Origin of the sequence: Arthrobacter sp. B3I4 (assembly GCF_030816855.1) — a bacterium.
Taxonomy (GTDB): domain Bacteria; phylum Actinomycetota; class Actinomycetes; order Actinomycetales; family Micrococcaceae; genus Arthrobacter.
Genome location: NZ_JAUSYK010000001.1, coordinates 529,808 through 552,149 on the forward strand (window position 1 = coordinate 529,808; position 22,342 = coordinate 552,149).

Consider the following 22,342-nt stretch of genomic DNA (forward strand, 5'->3'; position numbering starts at 1 on the left):
GGGCTAGGCTGGCCCTATGCAGGTGAACACTCAGCAACCCGTCCGCCCCGCCGCCCCAGGGACCGGCGTCGAACACCGGCTCTCCGCCGCGGACGCACAAAAGGCGGCGGCGCTGCGGAAGATGAAATTGCTAGCCGTGTCGCTGCTGATCGTCATGGCTATCATCTTCGTTGTCGCCTTCGCCCTGCAAAAGCAGTACCCGTGGCTGGAGTACGTCCGGGCGGCGGCCGAAGGCGGGATGGTAGGCGCCCTCGCGGATTGGTTCGCCGTCACGGCCCTGTTCAAATACCCGATGGGCCTGAAGATCCCCCACACCGCCATCATCCCGCGGCGCAAGGACCAAATCGGGGCGTCGCTGGGCGAATTCGTGGAGACCAACTTCCTGTCCGAACAGGTGGTCAAGGAAAAGCTTGCCAGCGTCGACGTCGCCCGGAAGGTGGGCGGCTGGCTGTCCGGCCCGGGCGGGGCCGAGCGGGTGGCCAAGGAAGGCGCCGCCGTGATTCGCGGCGCTTTCAAGGTGCTTAACGACGACGACGTCCAGGCGGTTATCGAGGGCATGGTCCGCCGGCACGTGCTGGCTCCCCCGTGGGGCCCGCCGGTGGGCCGGCTGGCGCAGCGCGTGTTCGACGACGGCCACCACCACGCTCTGGTCGACCTGCTGGTGGACCGCACCGTGGACTGGGTGCGGGACAACCACGAGACGGTCAACCGTCTGGTGACGGACCGCTCCCCCACGTGGGTGCCCACCTTCGTTGACGGGCTCGTGGGCGACAAGGTCTACCTGGAGATCCTGAAATTTGTCCGCGCGGTTCAGGCTGACCCGCAGCACCAGGTCCGGCGTTCCATCGACACATACCTTCAGGAACTGGCGCAGGACCTGCAGCACGATCCGGTCATGATTGCCCGTGCCGAAGGGGTTAAGGCGCAGGTACTCGGCGACCCGGAGGTCCGTGAGCTCGCGTCCCGCACCTGGGGCACAGTCAAGGCCGCGCTGCTCGCCGCCGTCGACGATCCGCACAGCGAACTGACGGTCCGGTTCAAGGCCGCCGTCCACGACTTCGGCGCCCGGCTGGTGGTCGACCCGGAGCTGGCCGGCAAGGTGAACACCTGGATCGGCGACGCTGCCGGCTACCTCGTGAACAACTACCGCTCCGACATCGCCGGCGTGATTACCGACACCGTGTCCCGCTGGGACGCCGAGGAGACGTCGCAGAAAATCGAGCTGCAGGTCGGAAAGGACCTGCAGTTCATCCGGATCAACGGCACCGTGGTGGGAGCCCTCGCCGGGCTTGCCATCTTCACCGCCGCCAGCCTCGTCTTCGGCTAGGCCCGCGGTGGATCAGGCCCGGGCACCCGGTGAGCGGCGCGAGTTCGAAACCGACCGGCTGCTGCTGCGGCCCTGGCGCGTTTCCGACGCCCCCGTCCAGCGCGAGCTGTGGACCGAGCGTGATCCCCGGGTCCCCCCGCATCGCCGCATCAGTCCCGACGGCAGTCCCTCACTCCAAGAGCTCACGGACCAAATCCGTCGTGACACGGGGAATCCTTTCCCGGGGTTACTCGCCGCAGAGCAGAAAAGTTCCGGGCAGGTCATCGGCTACTGCGGGCTGATTCCCAATAGCCACGGACCGGCAGAGGAGCCCGAGCTCGCGTTTGAGTTCCTCCGGCAAGTCTGGTGCCGGGGGTTTGCGACTGAAGCTTCCTGGACCGTTCTCCAGCAGGCAAAGGCTGCGGGCTACCGACGCCTTTGGGCCACAGTGCGGGACTGGAACACCCCTTCACGCCGCGTGCTGGCCAAACTTGGATTCGTCGAGACGGGTCGAGTGGAGCCAGACGACGTGCACGGCGACTCTCTCTTCACTATGAAGACACTCTGACCCCAAAGGGCGCGTCGGCGCGCGTCGCGGCTCAGGGACAACCGCGCGGGAAGCGGCAACCTCGACCTCGACCTCGACTTCGACCTCTGAGGCGATCATCAGCACTAGCACCCTCCCTCGGACCGGGCCTCAACCGCTGGGACCTTGGAACGGGACGACCATTTCCCGCCGCGGCCGGACCTGTGGAACATCGAGCACCCGCAGCGTGCAATAATCTGCGCATGGATGCAGGTAAACAGATATGCGGCCGAGAACCGGACAGCCAGTACGTCGAACTGGCCGTCGAGGTGTTCGCCATGCTGGCTGACGCCACCCGGGTGCGGATCGTTCTTGCCCTTCGCGGGGGCGAGCTGCCGGTCAACCAGCTGGCTGAGATCGTCCATAAATCTCCGGCCGCTGTTTCCCAGCATCTGGCGAAGATGCGCCTGGCCCGAATGGTCACCACGAGGCAGGACGGGACGCGAGTCTTCTACCGTCTGGAAAACGAGCACGCCCGCCAGTTAGTGGCCGACGCCATTTTCCAGGCTGAACACTCCCTCGGTGGAACCCCCCGCCACCACCACACTGAAAGCGCGGAACTCGCATGACCGACCACCATGACCACCACTCCTCCAAGCCGACGGCGTCGCTCCACGGGCACGACCACGACCACAGGCACGACCACGATCACGAACATGGGCATGACCACGGGCATGGGCATGAGCACCCAACGGGGTTCAAGGGTTTCCTCTACGGCTTATTTGTCCCGCATACCCACGACGCCGCAGATTCCGTCGACGACGCGCTGGAGGCCAGCGGGCAGGGTGTCAGGGCGGTCAAAATCAGCCTCTTCATGCTTCTAGCCACCACCGTTTTGCAGTTCGCTGTGGTCTTGATCAGCGGTTCGGTGGCACTGCTTGCCGATACGATCCACAACTTTTCCGACGCCCTGACAGCCGTACCGCTCTGGGTGGCGTTTGTCCTCGCCCGACGGCCTGCAACGAGGCGCTACACGTATGGCTTCGGCCGCGCCGAGGACCTGGCCGGGCTGTTCATCGTCGCCGTGGTGGCGCTCTCCGCCGTCGTTGCCGGCTGGCAGTCGATCGACCGGCTGGTTAACCCGCAGCCGCTGAGCAACCTGGGCTGGGTTGCGGCTGCCGGCCTGGTGGGGTTCGCCGGCAACGAGGCCGTGGCAATCTACCGCATCCGCATCGGCCGGAGGATTGGTTCGGCCGCGCTGGTGGCGGACGGCGTCCACGCCCGCATGGACGGGTTCACCTCTCTGGCCGTCGTGCTGGGAGCCCTCGGTGTATGGGCCGGGTTCCCTCTTGCCGACCCCATCGTCGGGCTCCTGATTGCCGCCGCCATCATCATCTTGCTCTGGGGAACGGTCCGCAGCATCGGCCGGCGCCTAATGGACGGCATCGAACCGGATCTCGTTGACCGGGCACTGTCGGCGCTGTCCACCACCCCCGGTGTGGAAGCCGTACCAGCCCTGCAACTACGCTGGATTGGCCACCGTCTCCACGGCAATGCCAGCATCCAGGTCGCTGACATGCCGGTCTCGGCGGGCGAAGTCATCGTGCGGGACGCTGAGCACAGGCTCAGCCACGCCCTGCCCAACCTTACGGGCATCGCGATCCGGACCACCACCGGTCCGGCACCCGAGAGCCACGACCCAGCCAGGGCGGCGTCGGCTCACGGACATCAATGACCCCGCCGCGCAGTCCCGCCGTCGATACGGTCAGCGCTCCTGGCCTTCTGGCCGACATCCCGGGTCATGGCAGCTTCACCGTGACCGCCGAAGCAGCCGCCATGATCGGCGTCTTCGGCGGGGCCCTGCACTGCTACCAGGGCCCCGGCGGCTGCCGGCGGCAGGGACTCTACTTTTCCCGTACCGAACCAAAGAAGTATCTGGGATGCTCGCTCACGGCGGAAACCTCGACGCCAGATGGCAGCTCCCGGGCTGGTGAGGAAGTCTGCAGGGAGGATCGCTCGGGCATCACGGTCAGTGTGAGCCACGAACTGGCTGGAAAGCTGGACGGCGCCGTGCTGGACTTCGGCCTGTACAACAAGATGCGCCGGTTCGTCTGGCTGACCCTGCCGGCAATCAAAACACCGTCCTGCACCTGCCTGCGGTCGGTAGGCACGCCGGCAGGAAAACGTTCCCCTTGTCTGGATGACCGCGGGGTCGGTCTAAGCGACCTGTGAAATGGCCACTGACTTCGCCGGTCCCGGAAGTGCTTCCGAACAGGCCAGTTCCCGACCCGGCCATAGGGAGCTATTTCGGCCGGATAAGCGCAAACTGAGGGACGTCACCATCCTTTGACCGGAAGGGACCCAGCCATGAAACCGGCGCCACCCCCGAGAACGTCGAAGCAGAAATCCATCTTTACAGGGATGCTGATCTTTTTGGCGGCGTCCGCGGCCGCCTGTTCCGGGCCGCCCCCGGCGTCGGCGTTGCCGTTGACCCAGGTCCAGGACATCGCCCTGCCCGGCGCCGCGAGCAGACTGGATTACCAGGCCCTGGACACGGCGGCGAAGCGCCTGTACATCGCCCACCTCGGCGACGGCACCGTGCACGTTGTTGACCTGAACAGCGGGACGGTGGCCGGGACAGTGCGCGGCATTTCCTCGGTTCATGGCGTGACCCTTGCGGCGGACCGGCATCTTCTGCTGGCTGCAGCCTCGGGAACGGATGAGGTCGCATTGATCGATACCAACACGCTCGCCGTAGCCGCCAGGGTCCGGGCAGGCAGTACGCCCGACGGGGTCGCTTACGACCCCGTCCACGGCAAGGCCTACGTCTCCAACGAACACGATCACGCCGAAACCGTGATCGATCTCGCCACGATGAGCGCCAAGCCACCGGTCGAGATTGGCGGCGGGGCCGGCAACAGCGTCTACGACCCGGCCAGCGGGACGGTCATGGTCAATGTCCAGGACCGCAACGAACTTGCCATTATCGACCCGGCCACGGACGTGGTCACTGACAGGATCTCGGTGAAAGACTGCGACAGCAACCACGGTCTCTATCTCGACGGGGCCAACAAGCTCGCATTCATCGCCTGCGAGGGCAACGCGAAGCTTCTGGTCCTGGATCTGCAAACCAGAGAAGTCACCGCACGCTTCGACACCGGCGGCGGCCCGGACGTGCTCGCCTTCGACCAGGGGCTGCACCGGCTCTATGTCGCGTCGGAGTCCGGCGTCGTCAGCGTTTTCGACGAGCAAAGCCGGGCACTGACGGTCAGGGCCTCGGGCAAACTCGCCGACCACGCCCACACCGTTGCCGTGGACCAGGGCACCCACCGGGTCTACTTCCCGCTGGAAAACATCGGCGGCAGACCAGTCCTCCGCGTCATGGAACCTGCAAAATAATCCAAAATGATGCGGACGCCCGACGGCGGGTGCCCACGAGTGTAGTTTGTCCCTGCCTGAGCGCTTTCACCGCAGAGCCGATGCCGCAGCCAAGGTCAAGCACTCGCGCCCTACGCGGGATGGGCATGTCGACGAAACGCGCGTCTACTTCTAGATCGACATCCCGACCGGCCACGTTCCGCATTTTTGAAACGTACTTCAGCGACATGCACCGCGCTAGTCTGGCACCAACTGGGACGAAGGAGGCCTTGAACGCCTGCAAGCCGATCGGCTAGCGACCACTTTCCGCCGGAGGTTTAGGTGCTGATCGGCCGGCAACTGATGTGTAGTTGCCGGCCGGCGGCCACCGTGTGTCATCTTCAGCTGTTGCGGGGCCAATGACTAGGACTGCTGAGATCCGGAGGCAGGCGCGTGTGGGCGTCGCCCTGGGCGGCGTTGAGTTGGGCCTGTGTCAGATAGAGGGTTCTGGAAAGATCGGCTCCTTCGAGACGGGCATCTCTGAGGTCAGCGCCGAGGAGGTCTGCGCCTGAGAGGTCGCAGTCCCGCAGGTCCGCAGCGATGAGATAGGCGCCTCGAAGGTCTGCCCCACACAGCGACCTGGACTTCATATTCTTGCCCATGAGGTCTGCTCCCGGGACAAGCGCAGCATCTAGGTGATCATCACCAGTTGCAAGGTACGAGGACCTCACTTCTTCGCTGACGCCCATCAGTACGGACCGAACCCGGGCGTTCATGTCGCCGAGGTGAAGGGAAAGGACCTGCTGCGTTTCGGCCATCGCATTTTCGATTGTCATTCTGAGCTCGTTGACCTGGCGCGAGGTGTCCGGGTCGAAGGTCCTCCTGGTAGCTTCTGCCAGGTACCAGAGCATTTCGTGGAGTTGCCGGACGACCTTGAAGGACGTGAACATGTCTTTCGCTGTTGCCGGATCCGCTTTCCAGCTGATTCCTTGGAAGAGGTTCTGGGAGACGTTTTGGCCGGCTCCGAAGCAGTCGAAGACAGTGCATCCCCGGAAGCCTCGCGGGCGCAGGCTGTCGTGGATGGTGCAGGAGAAATCGGAGGCAAGGTTCTTGCAGGGAGTTCCTGCTGGCTTGTCGATGGCGAAGTCCGTGGTGCGGGAAAAGCCTAGTGCGGTGCAGCAGAGCGCGAAGCAGTTGGCGCAATCAGGACGCAATGATTCCCGGTCAAGGGCAGGTGTGGAGGGCGCGGCGGAGCCGCTCGATATGAAGGGCATGTGATCTTCTCTGGATGAGTTCGGTGACGGGCCGGGTGCCGGGGGAACTCGCGAGGGAGTCCCCTTCGAGGGCACACGGAATCACCGCTTCCAAGGGAAGCAAACGGGAACCGCTGCATCGACTCTGGGTCACAGAGAAAGTAAGAATGTCACTGCGGTTAAACGTAGCACCACGTCCTACCCGCCCGTAAGCCGGTCGTCGAGCGCGCAGCCAGGCATGGACGCAAAAACATTGCGTCCCTTGACTGTTATTTAGAACCACAGCCGGAGACGGAAGCGAAATCTATCTCCCAGAACTTTTTCGAGCTGGTCTCGGAGGCGAACTCCTTCCAGGTCAAAGTGTTTGCGGCGTTCCTCACTCCCAAACATCCCTGTCTCTTCATTCGCGTGTTCGTTGAAGAATTTCGCCCACGCCACAAGATCCTCGTACAGAGCCTCTGGAAGTTCGCTCTTCCAATCAGGCACATCTTCTAGCGCCCAAAATATGGTGGACATCGGCCAGGTGTAGCCGTAATCGACGTCGACAAGGATCTCGGGTCGAGCATCTTGTGAAGGCGCAGGCACAGTACGACAGTATCCTCAGCAGCCGGGGCTGGTCGAGGGGTATGAGCTGGTGGCGATGCTTCCTGGGCCGAATATCGCGGGTCCTGTCACTGGATGCAAAATTCGTTCCCTTCCGGGTCGAGCATTGTAATGTGCCAGCCGTCGTAGCCGTCGAACACCGTGGCGCGCGTGGCTCCGGCATCCACGCAGCGATCGGCGTGCGCAAGGGCCAAGCGGCGTCCGTCCTCCTTCGACTCGGCGCTCTCGCTGACATTGATGTCCAGATGTACGCGGTTCTTCGCCGTTTTTCCTTCGGGAACCGGCTGGAAGAATAGGCGGGGACTTTTACCGCCCGGGTCAATGACGGCGCCACGCCAAAGCTCCTCCGGGATGCCTTGATTCGTGGCAAATTCCGCCCAGCTCGAAGATCCCTCGGGCGGTTCCTGGAGGCTGTAGCTGAGGGCCACCGCCCAAAACCGGGTCATCGTGTCGATGTCGTGGCAGTCGAAGGTCACTTGGAATGGATAGGACATGGGGCCGCCTTCCGCTTCGGATGCAACAACTATGCCATCGGCCTGCGGCCGTATGTCGGTGGCAGCGACTCCCCTAACTGACTGCTTTAGTGTCCAGCCCTCAGCCGGGCTGCCTCGAAACCCTAGGGTTTCGAGGCGCGGAGGTTTCGAGACACGTTGCGACGGGCTACGCCCGCTTCGGGCGCCCGTGAGGGGATCCCTTATCGGGCGGCATATCGACCGTCAGGAGCAGATGTTGAGAAAGCCTGTGGCACCGGGACGAGCAAGGAAGGTGACGATGTGGCCATTGTCGTCCCGGAATACAGCCTTTGTACCGGACACGATCACGGCGCCGTCCTGATAGGGGTTTCCCCATCCCGGAGGTGGATTGCCCTGACCGTCGTCCAATGGTGTTTCGGCAACGAAGAATGTGTCCTCCACGCGCAATTCCTTGATTCCGCAGTGGGTATAGAGCCGGCTTGGCATGCCCGAAGCAGCGGGGCTCGGTGTTTCCGGGGACGCTTTGGTCATCGGCGTGCCAGGACCTGCGCACGCACACAGGACCGCCGACAGGGCAAGGGCCAATGATGAGAGTCTGACTTTTTCGGCCACGCGACCGCCCCAATTCCCGATCAGACTCAAAGAGTATGCCGTGGGAAAGAGCGCGACAATGCTAGGGCTGGTCACGTTTTTCTCACGGCGCCCGCTACTGGATCCTCTATCGGGCGGTCCCCGCCGTATCTGGTGCCGACCGTTAGGGTCGCCTCCTGTCTCTCGGTATGCGGGGAGGCGTAAGTGGTTCAGGTACCCGTGTTGCCCTTCCCCTTCCGATCGAAAGGGAATCGATCGGAAGGGTGCCCGGCCGGGCCGAATGCGGCGACCCATTCCGATTCAAGCCGCTTTGAGTCTCCTGACTGGCCGGGACCACTTACTTGTGAAAGGGCGCGTCCAGCGAGAGGCTGGCGGTCTGGCCCGGCAGAAGAGCATGGTGTTCAGGGCAAGCGTCCCAGCCCTACATATATTTACTCCCCGGTCCGGGCCAACGTTTCCGTCAGCTTCTTGAGTATCTGTCCGCGCCAGCCGCCGCCCATGATGCGGTGGGCGATTACATGGCTCGGCTCCTCCGGGTCGAATCCTTCGTGGACGAGGAAAAGTCGGGTGCCTGACCCCTCGGGGACCAGCGTCCACGTCACCGTGCTGTTCAGGTCGTTGCCCGCTTCTGCGTCGCGCCAGGAGATCCGAAGGAGCCGTTCGGGGTCAATTTCGAGGACTTCACTGGCGACACGGCCGCTGAAGCCTACGGCCGGGACAGGAGTTCCGCGCATGGCGTAGCGGTGCCCGACGACGGGTTCAAAGTCGTTTTCCATCAGCCAGGCCGCGATCAGGGCCGGCTCGGTGAGTGCCCGCCACACCTTTGCGGGCGGGTGGGGGAGAAATTCGTCGAGCTCTATGGCGGTCAACGTTGCTGACATCAGGTGTCCTTCAGGTTCTCGAGGGTATGGTTCAGGTCTTTGAGGCGTGCGCGCCAGAATTTCTCGAACGGCGACAGCCATGAGGCAACGTCGGCCAGAGGCTCGGGTGTCAGTAAATATCGGATTGTCCGTCCCCTCCGCTCCTCGGAGACGAGGTTCCGGTCCAGCAGCACCTTCAGATGCTCGGAGACACTGGGTCGGGCCATGTCATATCGTTCAGCAATCTCGCCAGCGGTCCGCGGCCCCTCCAGGAGAAGCATGAGAATGTCCCTCCTGGTGGGGTTGGCCAACGCTCCGAAGAGAAGGTCGGCGGGAGAATCTTTCGTTCTGACGGGCACAAACTCAACAATAGGTAGGATATTTCCTACGGGTCAAGTTCCTGACTGCCTTAAGAATCCCCTGGGAGGCGTTACTCATTCAGATCAGCGACCCCAAATCAGACCCGCAACGATCGGTACTCCAACCGCCCGCAGTAGTGCGGAAGCCCAGCAGCGCTTCGACAGAAAGGCATGCGGGACGCCGATGCCGTCCCACATGCCGGGTATCGCCGATGTCTTGAAAAGACGCCTCAACACGATTCATCTCAGCATCGGTCCAGCCCGGACTTTTGGAGTCAAAGAGGCCTATTGAGGCAGTTGAGTTACTGTCACCTTCCGAAAACGATTGCACGGCATGTCCAAAGTCGTCTGCACGGCCGTGTCAGTCCGTAAGAAGGGTCCCCTCAGCGGGCGCCTTGTGGGTGGGGAGTTCGGAGCGGTGGGATCGGTTTTCGCGGATGCTCACGCTCTTTTTGCTGGTGCGAGCCGGATCAGCTTCGCGAGTTCGTAGGCCGTGTGGCGGTCATCTTCGTTGGCGACGAAGACCCGACCGATCAGGAGGGCGGCGTGGTGGGGAACGTCGATCCTGGTCATGCCGCGTGGCGTCTCCCCGTGCCATTTGGGTTCGCAGAGGAGGAAGTCGCCGACAGCGGTTCCAGTGGTGCGTTTGCCCACGTAGGCAAAGTTGACGCCGCTGACCGGGTCGGTGAACTGCACGCTGTAATAGCGCTGTTCCATCTCGGGCACGTGCAGCACTTGTGGTCCGGCGTTGACATCCAACCAGCCGCCAAAGTACAGGGCGTCATCGGTGCCGGTCGCGATGACATCGCCGGACAACGCGGACTGGGACGGGCTCTCTGGCACGGCATAAATCGTGTTCACAGGGATCGGTCCTCCACCCAGCCCGCGTCGGACAAATATTCGTTTGAAGCCGCTCACTGTGATCCGTGGCCAGAAGTAGAAGAAGACGAACGTACCGATCACCCACACGGCCACAGCTGTCGCTATCAGCAGAATGATCGAGCCCAGACCGCCGACCGCAATTCGCCTATAGGTGACCCACGCGAAGATTGCCAGGATGGCGATCGTCACCGGGGTGGCGTATTTCAGGATCAGGCGATTCATGACTGCACCTGTACGACCGGCGGAACCTCGTACCGGCCGTCTACGATGGCCGCTCCGGGTAGATAGGCGCGGAGCACGAGCTTGAACCGGCCGGGCGGTGTCGCTACCCAGTTCTGCGCCGCACCAGATGGCTGAGTCCGTTGGAGCAGAATGTCGACTGAGCCGTCGTCGTTCGTCACGAGACCAGAGTGGTCGTTCACGCTTGCCCGCCCGGTTGGGGCGTTGGCCATATAGCCGACTGTGTCCGTCGCGGTAATCGACCAGAAGGCATCATTCGGTGGAAGCTGACCCACCGAGAAATGAAGGCGATACACATGCTCCCCATTGAGACGCTTCCCCGCCGCATCCCGGGTCGCTGTCCAGTAGGAGGCCTCCTCAAAAACGTTGACAACCGGGAGCGCCTTCTGCAGGGCCGCACGAACCAGCAGTCCGTTGCCTGGATGGCCAGCTTTGCGAATCGGCGGTTTCTGGGGGTCGACGCAACAGATGCGTGATTTTCGGGTCGTTTCCCGGTGCTTTGAGGCTATCGCAAAGCACCGGGCGGGGCGGTGCGTTCGGCTTTGAAGCGTGCTGCCGGGGTGTCGTAGTCGAGGGTTTTTCGTGGCCGTTCGTTGAGTTCGCGCATCACGTGGGAGACGTGCTCAACGCTGTGAACGGCGAGGTTGGTGCCTTTGGGGAAGTATTGGCGGGCGAGCCCGTTGAAGTTCTCGTTGGCGCCGCGCTGCCAGGGGCTGGAGCGTTCGGCAAAGTAAACCGGAACCCCGGTCTTCTTTGTTAGTTCCTCGTGGCTGGCCATTTCCACGCCCTGGTCCCACGTGAGTGTTCGCTTCAGGTGTGTTGGCAGCTTCGCGAACGCGCTGATGGCGGCCGCGTTGACGCTCGCAGCGGTGTGATCCAGGGGCAGATTTATGATGATGCCGTACTGGGTTTTCCTTTCCCTGAGTGTCATCATCGCCGAGACTGACCCGACGCCGACGATGAGGTCCCCTTCCCAGTGGCCGGCCTCCAGACGGGTTTCCACCTCTGCCGGCCGTTGACCGATCATGGTCATGTTGCGGATCCGCGAGCCTTTCCCGGTGCGGGTGCGCCAACGGGTCTTGCGGATCCTACGGCCGGTGCGCAGCTTGGCGGCATACCGCTGGTGCAGGCCGTGGTCCTCGCGCAGCAGCAGTGCCCGGTAAATCGTTTCCGGGCACAACCGCATCGTCTGGTCATCGGGGTATGTCTTCTTCATCCACCCGCAGATTTCGTCCGGGGACCAGAAACGGTTGAGCTTACGTTGCACAAGGGTGCGCAGTCGGGTGTTGGCAGCGAGCTTATGCACTTTCGGTCGGGCCCGTTGCAGCCGGGCGTCATGATCGGCAGTGCGGGGCAGGTAGAGGCCCTGAGCGTCCCGGTGACGGTCGAGTTCCCGTTTGACCGTGGAGGCGTGACGGCCCAGTTCCGCCGCGATTCGCCGCATTGAGTGCCCCAGGCGCAATAGGTCCGCGATCTGCAACCGCTCCCGCACATCCAGGTAGCGGCCCGCGGTTACGGCCGGCGCTGTGATGGGCGGGATCTGGAAGTTGCTGGCTCGACGCAGCTGCGTCCCTGTTCTTCGGTGCATACCGAGAAGTCTGCATGCTTCTGCGTTGCTCACCCCGTTGCGCATCAGCTGCCAATACTTCTCGGTCCGCGCAGCACGGTGCTGCTGCGCCTCTGAGAGCACCGCGCCGAGCATCTGGTCTGCATAGCGACCGGAGGAGAGGACTGCGGCGTGCTGCGCCGCCGTGGCCGCATTCCGCTCGTTCGATAGTCGGGATAATCGGTCGCGTTCGAAGTTCAGGCTGAGGTGGTCGGTCAGGCGCAATTGGTCTTGGCACCGCCTAACGGTCACCTTGGACTTACGTAGCTGGTCGAAACGACGGTGCATCCACCGATAGGCGGTCGAACGGCTCACACCCGCGTTTTTGGCTGCCTCACCAAAGCTTTCCCCCCGACCAAACGCCGCCCAAAAGCTGGCCTCCTCGTCAATATTCACCCGAAGGTGATGGCGGTCTTTGACCTGGCCGACGTCAGCTTCCCACGCCGCCAGCCGGGACGTGCTGAACCCGAGCTCCGCTGTCGTCTCGCTCGGAGTCTTGCCGTTGCGACGCAGGCGCAAGTATTCCTCGCGCAGCCAGCGGTAGCCGACTTCCTTATCAATGCCAGCATGTCGGGCGGACGGTCTGAGACCGTGCCCGTGCTTAATCGAAGCAAGAAACCGGATGCCTGCTGCTGACGAGGAGCTGAGATACATGTCGAACCACCTTGAAAGAAGGTGTTGCTTCGATCAACAGAATCCCGCGTGCTAACCGCTACGCTCCAGACTGTCTCGAAACCCATGGGATAGGAGACGTCTCGTCCATCAAGTCGGGCCAGTGAAGGCTCGTCCCCAGTCTCTTTGGAATCCCAAGGATCCCCGTGACGGGCGATTCTCATAACTACGTCTCGAAACCTTCGGCTTGAATCGCTGTATCCAATGTGGGTTATGAGACATCCATCCATAGGGCTCGCATGACGCAGCGCATCGGCTCTGCATGCTTTTCAAAGTGGCAGCAGTCCACCGCCAGTCGACAGGCAGGTCTTCTGGCCGACGGAGTACGGCGGGTGACCTCTACATGGATCTCCGTGTATCCGGCAACCGCGCCTCGCGACCGCCCGCTGCAAGGGCACAGGCTGCTCGGTGCGCTGTCCGTTTCAGGCCCCACTAGGCCGGCGCGACGGTTGCCCGGGCACGGCCGTGCACAACGAAAACCGTGAACAGCAGCGCTGCCACCGCCGTGACCACCAGCAGCATGAGTCCGATCGAATAGCTGCGTGTCGCTGCGTCGTAGGTGGCGCCCATGATCAGCGGCGGGAAGTAGCCGCCGAGCCCGCCGGCAGCACTGACGACCCCGCTGATGCTGCCCACTTTTCCGGCGGGGGCGAGCACCCCGACCCAGGCGAAAACTCCGCCGGTGCCGAGGCCAAGGGCCGCCGCCATGGCGACAAACGTCAGGCCGGCGGGCACATCGCCGTCGGGCTGGAGATTAACCACCCAGGCCAGCACGGCGACGCCTACCAGCGAAACCACCACCACCGGTTTGGGCCCGAACCGGTCCGCCAGGACGCCGCCTACCGGCCGGGCCAGCACCGCGGCGAGGGCGAACCCGGCGGTCCGGGCGCCCGCGGCGCTCGGGTCGAAGCTGTAGACGTCCCGCAGGTAGGTGGGAAGGTAGGTAGCGAAGGAAACGAAGCCTCCGAAGACGACTGCGTAGAGGAAACACATCTTCCAGGTGACCGGGGTCTTCGCCGCATCCAGCAGCTTGGGCAGGACCGGCGCGTTGCTGCGGCTCCAGCCCGGGGATTCCTTCATCAGGAACCAGACCAGCGCGGCCATGACGGCCAGGACCGCGGCAATCAGCAGGTGCGTCGGGAAATAGCCGATCCAGGCCACTAGCCGCGGGTTCAGGAACGCCGCCAGGGCGGTGCCGCCCATCCCGGCGCCAAAGACGCCAGTGGCGAAGCCGCGCCGTGACGGTTCGTACCAGGCGCTGACAAAGGGGATTCCGACGGCAAAAACGGTGCCGGCCACCCCGAGCAGCAGCCCGGCCGCCAGCACCAGCGCGAAGGAGCGAACGCTGCCGCCGACAGCCACCAGCAGGATCGGAACGATGGCCGCGAGCAGGACGAAGCTGAACATCGCCCGGCCGCCGTACTTATCCGTCAGGGCACCCACGGCGATCCGCCCCAGGGAGCCGACGAAGACCGGCATGGCCACGAGGATGCCGGTGGCGGCCGCGTTGAGCTGGAGGTTCTGGGTGTAGAAGGCACCCAGCGTCGCGACGGAATTCCAAGCCCAGAAACCCACTACCGAGGCCGCGGTAGCGAGCGCCAGGTTGAGCGTCCGGTGGTTTGCGGCGGACGCGGACGGGACGGCTGCGGAGGGTGACGTTGCGGCCATGGCGGCTTCCTTTCGGTTCAACGCAGGTTCAGCGTTGCAGGGTCACCGGTTGTGGGTGTCACGGTCGGGGGTGCCGACCGCCGACCAACCACGCCGGGCGGTAGTTCTGTTGCCTGGCGCAGCCGCCGCGGGAGTCGCGGCGCCGCGCCCGGCGGCACTTCCTGCCGCACGGCCCCGGTTACGGTCGTGGTCCCGGGAGCGGTAGACGATGTAGGGCCTGAAGAGGTAGTGCAACGGGGCCGTGAAGGCATGGACCAGCCGGGTGAACGGCCAGATCACAAAGAGCGCCATGCCCACCAAGGTATGCAGGTGGAAGGAAAAAGGCGCCACGGCCATCGCCGTGATGTCCGGCTGGAAGATGAACAGGGAGCGGAACCATGGAGCCACCGTCTCGCGGTAGTTGTGCCCGTGCTCGCCTTCGAAGACGCTCGCAAGGGTGGTCCACAGTCCGAACACGATCGCCGCAGTGAGCACCACGTACATGCTCTTGTCGTTCCGGGTGGTCGCCATGAACACCGGTCCGGTGGTGCGCCGCCGGTAGATCAGCAGGAGGATGCCGCCGAGGGTGCCCACCCCCGCGATGCCGCCGACCAGCAGAGCGTTGAAGTGGTAGAACTCCTGGCTCATCCCTACAGCCTGGGTCCACGCCATCGGGATAACCAGGCCGAAGAAGTGGCCGGCGATCACGGCGAGCAGACCGAAGTGGAACAGCGGCGAGGCGATGCGCAGCAGGCGCGATTCGTACAGCTGGGAGGACCGCGTCGTCCAGCCGAACTGGTCATACTTATACCGCCAGATGAGCCCGCCGACCAGGACCACCACCATGACGTAGGGCAGGACGCCCCAGAGCACGATGTCCAGGGTGGAGGGGTCGACGGCGGGTCCGTCTCCGGCTTCACGTGGCAGCACCTTCAGGCTCCCTTCACCGGCAACAGGCGCGGATCGTACGGGTCAAGGCCCACAGCTTCGGCGGGCGGTCCGTACCCGGCCATCCGCATCACGGCCTGCTCGTCCGCCGGCGACTTGCCGGGCAGGGTGGCGCATACCGCCTGCAGGATCCGCGCGTGCGGCAGCTCGTCCCGGAGCAGGCCGAAGCGGAGCATCTCCAGGCTGGCCCGGTACCGGCTCAACAGCGCCCGGCCCGCCGCGAGATCCACCCGGGCGGCGTATTCGAGCACCATGGGCAGGTAATCGGGCAGTTCGCCTTGCGTGTCGACCAGGATGTCGCTTTGCCGGTAGGCCGCTTTGAAGTGGCCGAGCACTTCGCCGCGGCGCCGGGTGTCCCCGTCAGTCCAGTAGGACAGGTGCAGCGCGTGACGTTTCCCCAAGTCAAATTCGCGCACATAGCGGGCCTGGCTCTCCATCAGCGGGGTGGACTCCAGGGAGTCCAGCACCTCCCCGAAATCTGCGCCGGCACCGGGAAACTCCGCCAGCGCCGCCCGCATCAGCGGCACCTTTCCAAGCAAATCCTCGTCCGGGTAGGACAAGCACCACGCCGCCGCAAGGTACAGCACCTGCTCGCGCCGGCTCATGGCTGGTCCTCCGCCGCAGCCAAGGTGCCTGGCTCGGCATCCTTCTGCGGAAACAGCCCCAGCGGCGCACCGCGGCCGTCCCAGTTCAGCAGGTTGACCCTGCCCCGCAGGTTCGTCCCCGGCTCTATCCCGCCGGTGGTCTGCCGGTCCCGGAGTGCGTTGAAGGTTTCCACGGCCACCGGAACCGGCCTGCCGCTGGCCTCACCAAACGGTGAGGAGTCCTGCATGCCGGGGCCGCCCTCGAAGTCCAGGGAACAGCCCATTTCTTCGAGGTCGTGGGCCTGTTCGACGTGCGCGGTGGGGATCACATACCGGTCCTCGTACTTCGCGATCGCCATCAGCCGGTACATCTCGTACATGGTCTGCCCGTCCATGCCCACGGCTTCGGCGATGGACTCGTCCGGATCATTGCCCAGGCTGATGCCGCGCATGAAGGAGCGCATCGCGGCGAGTTTCCTCAGCACTGCCGTGACCCGGTCCGTGTCGCCGGCGGTGAAGAGTTCGGCGAGGTACTCGACCGGGATCCGCAGCGCGTCGATGGCGCCGAAAAGGTTGCCGGCGTCTTCGCCGTCGTGCCCCTGGTCGCGTAGCAGGTCAACGACCGGTGACAGCGGCGGGACGTACCAGACCATCGGCATGGTCCGGTACTCGGGGTGGAGCGGAAGCGCCACCTTATAGACCTTGGCGAGGGCGTAGACCGGCGAGCGCCGGGCGGCGTCGATCCAGTCCTCGGGGATACCCTGGGCGCGGGCCTCGGCTTGCACGGCCGGGTCACTGGGATCCAGCAGCACGTCCATTTGGGCGTCGTAGAGCTCCTGCGGGTCGGTGACGGCCGCCGCCGCGGTGACGGCGTCGGCGTCGTACAGGAACAACCCCAGGTACCGCAGCCGCCCCACGCAGGTTTCCGAGCAGACCGTGGGCAGTCCCACCTCCACCCGGGGGTAGCAGAAGGTGCACTTCTCGGCCTTGCCGGTCTTGTGGTTGAAGTACATCTTCTTGTACGGGCAGCCGGTGATGCACTGCCGCCAGCCGCGGCACCGGTCCTGGTCCACCAGCACGATCCCGTCCTCGACGCGCTTGTAGATCGCGCCGGAGGGGCAGGACGCCATACACGAGGGGTTTAGGCAGTGTTCGCAGATCCGCGGCAGGTAGAACATGAAGGTCTGTTCGTAGGCGAACTTGATCTTGTCTTCGGACTCCCGGCGGATCTTTTCCACGATCGGGTCCAGGTGCCCGTGCTCGGTGGAGCCGCCCAGGTCATCGTCCCAGTTCGCCGACCAGGTGATCTTGGTGTCCTCCCCGGTGATGAGGGATTTGGGCCGGGCCACCGGAAAGTCGTCGCCCAGCGGCGCGTCAACGAGCGTTTTGTAGTCGTAGGTCCACGGCTCGTAATAGTCCTTGAGCTCCGGCTGGACGGGGCTGGCGAAGATGCCGAACATCTTCTTGACCCGGCCGCCGGCCTTGAGGACCAGCTTGCCGCGCTTGTTCAGTTCCCAGCCTCCGCGCCATTTGTCCTGGTCCTCGTAGCGGCGCGGATACCCCTGTCCGGGACGGGTTTCGACGTTGTTGAACCAGACATATTCGGTGCCGGCGCGGTTGGTCCAGGCCTGCTTGCAGGTCACCGAACAGGTGTGGCAGCCGATGCATTTGTCCAGGTTCATTACCATGCCCATTTGAGCCATCACGCGCATCAATACTGCACCTCCTGGGACCGGCGGCGGACGGTCGCCACCATGTCCCGCTGGTTTCCGGTGGGGCCGAGGTAGTTGAAGGCGTAGGCCAGGTGGGCGTAGCCGCCGATCAGGTGCGAAGGCTTCACCAGCAGCCGGGTCACCGAGTTGTGGATGCCCCCGCGCCTCCCGGTGGCCTCGGACTTCGGTACGTCGATGGTGCGTTCCTGCGCGTGGTAGACGTAGACGACGCCGGCCGGCATCCGGTGGCTGACGATTGCCCGCGCCACCAGAACCCCGTTGATGTTGAGGCACTCGACCCAGTCGTTGTCCTTGACCTGGATGGACTCGGCGTCGGACGGGCTCATCCACACAGTGGGGCCGCCGCGGGAGAGCGAGAGCATCAGCAGGTTGTCCTGGTATTCGGAGTGGATCGACCACTTCGAATGCGGTGTCAGGTAACGGACCACCACCTCCAGGGCCCCGTCACGGCCCAGCTTCGGCTCACCGAAGAGCCGGTGCATGTCCAGCGGCGGGCGGTAGATCGGCAGCGCCTCGCCGATGTCCCGGATCCAGTCGTGGTCCAGGAAGAAGTGCATCCGCCCGGTGAGGGTGTGGAAGGGTTTCAGCCGCTCAATGTTGATGGTGAACGGGGCATAGCGCCGGCCGCCGGTCTCCGAGCCGGACCACTCCGGCGAGGTGATCACCGGGACGGGCCCGGCCTGGGTCTGGGCGAAGGTGATGAACTTTTCCTCCGAGCCCTCGGAGAGGTCGGCCAGTTTCCTGCCGGTGCGCACTTCGAGATCCTTGAAGCCCTGCACCGACAGCGCCCCGTTGGTGGTCCCGGAAAAAGCCAGGATAGCCTCAGCCATTTTCGCGTCCGTATCGATCGCCGGCCGGCCGTCCGCGGCGCCGCCAAGCATCACCCCGTTGGACTGGCTGAGCCGGTTGAGCGGGCCGGCGAGCTTGTAGGTGACGTTCTTGACCGTGAAGCCAAGTTTGTCAGCCAGCGGCCCGACGGCGGCCAGCTTGTCCGCGATGGCCGTGTAGTCCCGCTCCACCACCGAGAAAATGGGCATGTTCTGTCCCGGGACAGCGGGAATGCCGGGGTCCCGCCAGTCACGGACCGTGCCGCCGGGCTGGGCGAGCTGGCCGGGGGTGTCGTGCTGCAGCGGGACGCTGACCAAGTCCCGGCGGACCCCCAGGTGGGTCGTGGCCAGCCTGGAGAACTCGCGGGCCAGCAGGTGGAAGGTGTCGAAGTCGGTCTTGGTTTCCCACGGCGGGTCGATGGCAGGGGTGAACGCGTGCACGAACGGGTGCATGTCCGTGGAGGACAAGTCGTGTTTTTCGTACCAGGTGGCGGCCGGGAAGACGACGTCGGAGAGCAGCGTCGTCGAGGTCATCCGGAAATCCGCGGAGACCAGCAGGTCCAGCTTTCCTTCGGGCGCCTGCTCATGGCACCTCACGTCGCGCGGTTTGAGGCCTTCCGCATGGTCTTTGCCCAGGACGTTGTGATGGGTGCCCAGAAGGTTCCGCAGGAAATACTCGTTGCCCTTGGCCGAGGAACCAAACAGGTTCGAACGCCACAAGATCAGGGTCCGCGGCCAGTTCTCCGGGGCGTCCACGTCCTCGATCGCCGGGTTGAGGGTGCGGTTTTTGAGGGCCTCCGCTATGTAGCCGGGCGTGTCCTTTGCTGTCCCGGCGGCGACGGCGGCCTCGGCTTCGTCGGCGAGGTCCAGCGGGTTCCGGTCGAACTGCGGGTAGAACGGCATCCAGCCGAGCCTGGCTGACTGGGCCATCGCATCCGCGGTATGCAGGCCGTCCAGGGCACCGGTGGACAACGGTGATTTCAGCGCATCCGCGGAGTAGCCGTCCTGCCGCCACTGGTCGGTGTGCATGTACCAGTACCCGGTGCCGATCATGGTCCGCGGCGGCCGCGCCCAGTCCAGGGCATTGGCCAGCGACACCCAGCCGGTGACGGGGCGGGTCTTTTCCTGTCCGACGTAATGGGCCCAGCCGCCGCCGTTGCGGCCCATGCAGCCGGTCAGCATCACCAGGGCCAGCACTGCCCGGTAGGTGGCGTCGCCGTGGAACCACTGGCAGATTCCGGCGCCCATGATGATCATCGACCGGCCCTTGGATTGTTCGGCGTTGCGGGCGAACTCGCGGGCCACCCGGATGCAGGCCTGCGCCGGGACGGAGGTGATCTCCTCCTGCCAGGCGGGAGTGTACGGGGTGGCGGCGTCGTCGTAGCCCGCGGCCCAGTCCCCCGGCAGCCCGGCCCGACCCACGCCGTACTGGGCCAGCATCAGGTCAAAAACCGTGGTCACCAGCCCGCCTTCCAGTTCAATGACCGGCACGCCGCGGCGGAGCACGCTGCCGGTACCATCGGCTGCCTCGAAACAGGGAAGCAGGATTTCGGCACTGTCCGCGGAGACCTCCAGGAGCGAGAGCGCCGGCTCGATCCCTTCAAGATCGAGGTTCCACTTGCCCTCGCCGCTGGCGGAGTAGCGGAACCCCATCGAACCGTTGGGAACCGCCGGCCGGCCGGCCTTCTTGTCGAACAGCACGGTACGGAACGCGGCGTCTTCAGCCAGGGACTCGGCGGGAAGGTCCTTAGCGGTGAGGAACTTCGCCGGGGTGAGCGTCCCGTCCTCGCGCCGTTCCAAGGTGACCAGGAACGGCAGGTCGGTGTACTGCCGGACGTAGTCGGAGAAGAACGGAACCTCCCGGTCAACGAAGAACTCCTTGAGCATGACGTGCCCCATCCCCATTGCCAGGGCGGCGTCCGTGCCTGCCTGTGCCGGGAGCCATTCGTCCGCAAACTTCGTATTGTCAGCGTAGTCCGGGCTGACAGTGACCACCTTGGTGCCGCGGTAGCGCACCTCGGTCATCCAGTGCGCGTCCGGGGTCCGGGTGACGGGAACGTTGGAGCCCCACATCATCAGGTAGCGGGCGTCCCACCAGTCGCCGGATTCGGGAACGTCGGTCTGGTCGCCGAAGACCTGCGGGCTGGCAACGGGCAGGTCCGCGTACCAGTCGTAGAAGGACGTCATCACGCCGCCGATGAGCTGGATGAAGCGGTTGCCCACCGCGTGCGAAACCATGGACATCGCGGGAATCGGCGAGAACCCGGCACAGCGGTCCGGTCCGTAGGTTTTGACCGTGTTGACGTGCGCCGCAGCGGCGATCTCGATCGCCTCCTGCCAGGAGACGCGGACCAGGCCGCCTTTGCCGCGGGCCTGCTGGTAGCGGCGCCGCCGCTCCGGGTCCCCCACCACGTCGGCGAAGGCCAGCACCGGATCGCCCAGCCGGGCCTTGGCCTCGCGGTACATTTCCACGAGCACGCCCCGGGCGTAAGGGAACCGGACCCGGGTGGGCGAGTAGGTGTACCAGGAGAACGCCGCACCGCGCGGGCAGCCGCGGGGTTCGTATTCTGGGCTGTCCGGGCCAACGGAGGGGTAGTCGGTCTGCTGGGATTCCCAGGTGATGATGCCGTCCTTGACGTACACCTTCCAGGAGCAGGATCCGGTGCAGTTCACTCCATGGGTGGAGCGGACCACTTTGTCGTGGCTCCAGCGGTCGCGGTAGAAGACGTCGCCCTTGCGGCCGCCGTCCCGGAACACGGCCCGGCCGTCGTCGGTCTCGTCCCACTTCGTAAAGAATCGGCCCAGCTTGAGCATCGCATCCGAGGCGGGTCCATCTAACCCCGCGGCTCCTCCGGCAGTCATGCCCCCAAAGCTATGGGCCACAATCTGGCCCGGACAGGGCCTTATGGCACTGGCCGGCAGCCCCCGGGTCAGAAACTGATTCCTTTGACCAGCGTGATCAACTGCTCTTGCGTCTGATCAACTGTCGAGCCGGCCGGGGAGATGAGGATCTGCGCGGTGAAGATCGCCATGTTTGGACCCCGGGCCACCATGAGGGACATATACGTGAGCAATACGTCGCTGGCGGGCCGCAGAGACTTCGCTCCGCCAGGCTCAGATCGGACGATGAGGATCGCGCTGTCTCCGACGCCTTGAATCTTCCGGCCGTCCGGGATCGGCCGGGATAGCAACGAAGCGCCGCCGGGATGATGTTCGATGGAGAAGATGAGCGAGTCCGGTCCGGGTGTGCCCAGCGCACCGAAGGTGTACCGGCAGTTGCCCTCGCCGGGGAGGACCTGCGGCTCGGTTGTGGCACCGAAGGCCTGCTTGAGCTCATCGGCGCTGACCAGAGCGCAGACGGGATTGTTGGTCGTTCCTTGCGGACCCACCGGCGGTGCGGAGGGGATGCTGAGCGCGCTCCCGTTGCCCCAGCCCGCTTCGACCGCGGCGTCGGCGAGGGCCCGGGCTGTGATGGTGCCGTCCGGGACGGGGGCTCCTGAAGACCCTGGCGGCGCCGCCACGACCCGCAGGTCGAGCGATTCATTACCGTGGACCGCTTTGAGAACCGTGTTGGCCGACGCCCCGCCGGCCTCGCCGCGGAACCACCCGGTCCACTGGAAGCAGGCGAAGTCCCCGATGCCGGCAACCGGCGAGCAATCCGGGGTCTTCTTCGCAGCCGCAATGTCGGCCGTCGATGCTGGCGAGGTAAGTGCCACGGACAGGGCGTTCATCCCCCGGTCCGACTTGCTCATATAGCTGCACAGGTAGGCGGGGCTCCCCGGAGGCTTGGCCGCCTGGTTCACGCCTGTGCCCCTGAAGGACGGGTCCACCTTGGCTGCAATCTCCGGCGTGATGAGATCGCAGGCCGGGTTGCC

21 protein-coding genes are annotated in these 22,342 nt (G+C 64.7%); 6 read left to right on the plus strand and 15 right to left on the minus strand.

Annotated features, from left to right (window positions below; translation table 11 throughout):
• Positions 1–16: 16 nt before the first annotated feature.
• The 6 genes from QFZ61_RS02515 to QFZ61_RS02540 all read left to right on the plus strand — a co-directional run bounded on the left by QFZ61_RS02515 (position 17) and on the right by QFZ61_RS02540 (position 5,231).
• Positions 17–1,327 carry a DUF445 domain-containing protein gene (locus QFZ61_RS02515; protein ID WP_373427115.1) on the plus strand — a complete coding sequence of 437 codons (1,311 nt, stop codon included), beginning with the start codon at positions 17–19 and terminating at the stop codon, positions 1,325–1,327.
• 7 nt (positions 1,328–1,334) lie between these two features.
• A complete protein-coding gene (locus QFZ61_RS02520; protein WP_307033014.1) occupies positions 1,335–1,874 on the plus strand; it encodes a GNAT family N-acetyltransferase in 540 nt (179 codons plus the stop codon).
• A 221-nt stretch (positions 1,875–2,095) separates the two neighbouring features.
• Complete coding sequence (locus QFZ61_RS02525) at positions 2,096–2,461, plus strand: metalloregulator ArsR/SmtB family transcription factor (RefSeq protein ID WP_307033015.1); 366 nt, start codon at positions 2,096–2,098, stop codon at positions 2,459–2,461.
• Positions 2,458–3,567, plus strand: coding sequence for a cation diffusion facilitator family transporter (locus QFZ61_RS02530; RefSeq protein ID WP_307033017.1), 1,110 nt, complete (start codon positions 2,458–2,460; stop codon positions 3,565–3,567). Before QFZ61_RS02525 ends, QFZ61_RS02530 begins: the two co-directional genes overlap by 4 nt.
• Positions 3,564–4,064, plus strand: coding sequence for a peptidase (locus tag QFZ61_RS02535; protein ID WP_307033019.1), 501 nt, complete (start codon positions 3,564–3,566; stop codon positions 4,062–4,064). Before QFZ61_RS02530 ends, QFZ61_RS02535 begins: the two co-directional genes overlap by 4 nt.
• 189 nt (positions 4,065–4,253) lie before the next feature.
• Positions 4,254–5,231, plus strand: a complete 978-nt coding sequence (locus QFZ61_RS02540) for a YncE family protein (RefSeq protein ID WP_307033021.1) — start codon at positions 4,254–4,256, stop codon at positions 5,229–5,231.
• Between the two features lie 359 nt (positions 5,232–5,590).
• Here QFZ61_RS02540 and QFZ61_RS02545 read toward each other — a convergent pair whose 3' ends face one another.
• From QFZ61_RS02545 to QFZ61_RS02610, 15 genes are all read right to left on the minus strand, one after another.
• Positions 5,591–6,463, minus strand: a complete 873-nt coding sequence (locus tag QFZ61_RS02545) for a pentapeptide repeat-containing protein (RefSeq protein ID WP_307033023.1) — start codon at positions 6,461–6,463, stop codon at positions 5,591–5,593.
• A 252-nt stretch (positions 6,464–6,715) separates the two neighbouring features.
• Positions 6,716–7,027, minus strand: coding sequence for a hypothetical protein (locus QFZ61_RS02550; RefSeq protein ID WP_307033025.1), 312 nt, complete (start codon positions 7,025–7,027; stop codon positions 6,716–6,718).
• Positions 7,028–7,113: 86 nt separating this feature from the next.
• Positions 7,114–7,539: a VOC family protein gene (locus tag QFZ61_RS02555; RefSeq protein WP_307033027.1), complete on the minus strand. Its 426-nt coding sequence runs from the start codon at positions 7,537–7,539 to the stop codon at positions 7,114–7,116.
• Between the two features lie 222 nt (positions 7,540–7,761).
• Entirely contained in the window at positions 7,762–7,959 is a 198-nt protein-coding gene (locus QFZ61_RS02560) for a hypothetical protein (protein WP_307033029.1), read from the minus strand.
• Between the two features lie 581 nt (positions 7,960–8,540).
• On the minus strand, positions 8,541–8,990 hold the full coding sequence (locus tag QFZ61_RS02565; protein WP_307033031.1) for an SRPBCC domain-containing protein: 450 nt from the start codon (positions 8,988–8,990) through the stop codon (positions 8,541–8,543).
• Positions 8,990–9,328 (minus strand): helix-turn-helix transcriptional regulator, encoded by a 339-nt coding sequence (locus QFZ61_RS02570; protein WP_307033033.1) that lies wholly within the window; start codon positions 9,326–9,328, stop codon positions 8,990–8,992. Before QFZ61_RS02570 ends, QFZ61_RS02565 begins: the two co-directional genes overlap by 1 nt.
• A 441-nt stretch (positions 9,329–9,769) precedes the next feature.
• Positions 9,770–10,432, minus strand: coding sequence for a DUF1254 domain-containing protein (locus QFZ61_RS02575; protein WP_307033034.1), 663 nt, complete (start codon positions 10,430–10,432; stop codon positions 9,770–9,772).
• On the minus strand, positions 10,429–10,959 hold the full coding sequence (locus QFZ61_RS16935) for a DUF1214 domain-containing protein (protein ID WP_373427183.1): 531 nt from the start codon (positions 10,957–10,959) through the stop codon (positions 10,429–10,431). Before QFZ61_RS16935 ends, QFZ61_RS02575 begins: the two co-directional genes overlap by 4 nt.
• Complete coding sequence (locus QFZ61_RS02580; protein WP_307033036.1) at positions 10,956–12,710, minus strand: IS30 family transposase; 1,755 nt, start codon at positions 12,708–12,710, stop codon at positions 10,956–10,958. Before QFZ61_RS02580 ends, QFZ61_RS16935 begins: the two co-directional genes overlap by 4 nt.
• 450 nt (positions 12,711–13,160) lie before the next feature.
• A complete protein-coding gene (locus QFZ61_RS02585) occupies positions 13,161–14,396 on the minus strand; it encodes a nitrate/nitrite transporter (protein WP_307033039.1) in 1,236 nt (411 codons plus the stop codon).
• A 42-nt stretch (positions 14,397–14,438) separates the two neighbouring features.
• The gene (narI, locus tag QFZ61_RS02590) at positions 14,439–15,305 is read right to left on the minus strand and encodes a respiratory nitrate reductase subunit gamma (RefSeq protein WP_373427116.1); all 867 of its coding nucleotides are present in this window, start codon (positions 15,303–15,305) and stop codon (positions 14,439–14,441) included.
• Positions 15,306–15,307: 2 nt separating this feature from the next.
• Complete coding sequence (gene narJ / locus QFZ61_RS02595) at positions 15,308–15,928, minus strand: nitrate reductase molybdenum cofactor assembly chaperone (RefSeq protein WP_307033041.1); 621 nt, start codon at positions 15,926–15,928, stop codon at positions 15,308–15,310.
• On the minus strand, positions 15,925–17,619 hold the full coding sequence (gene narH / locus QFZ61_RS02600) for a nitrate reductase subunit beta (protein WP_307033043.1): 1,695 nt from the start codon (positions 17,617–17,619) through the stop codon (positions 15,925–15,927). The genes narJ and narH overlap by 4 nt, the downstream gene beginning before the upstream one ends.
• The gene (locus QFZ61_RS02605; protein ID WP_307033045.1) at positions 17,619–21,329 is read right to left on the minus strand and encodes a nitrate reductase subunit alpha; all 3,711 of its coding nucleotides are present in this window, start codon (positions 21,327–21,329) and stop codon (positions 17,619–17,621) included. Before QFZ61_RS02605 ends, narH begins: the two co-directional genes overlap by 1 nt.
• 68 nt (positions 21,330–21,397) lie before the next feature.
• A complete protein-coding gene (locus QFZ61_RS02610) occupies positions 21,398–22,198 on the minus strand; it encodes a hypothetical protein (protein ID WP_307033047.1) in 801 nt (266 codons plus the stop codon).
• Positions 22,199–22,342 lie beyond the last annotated feature (144 nt).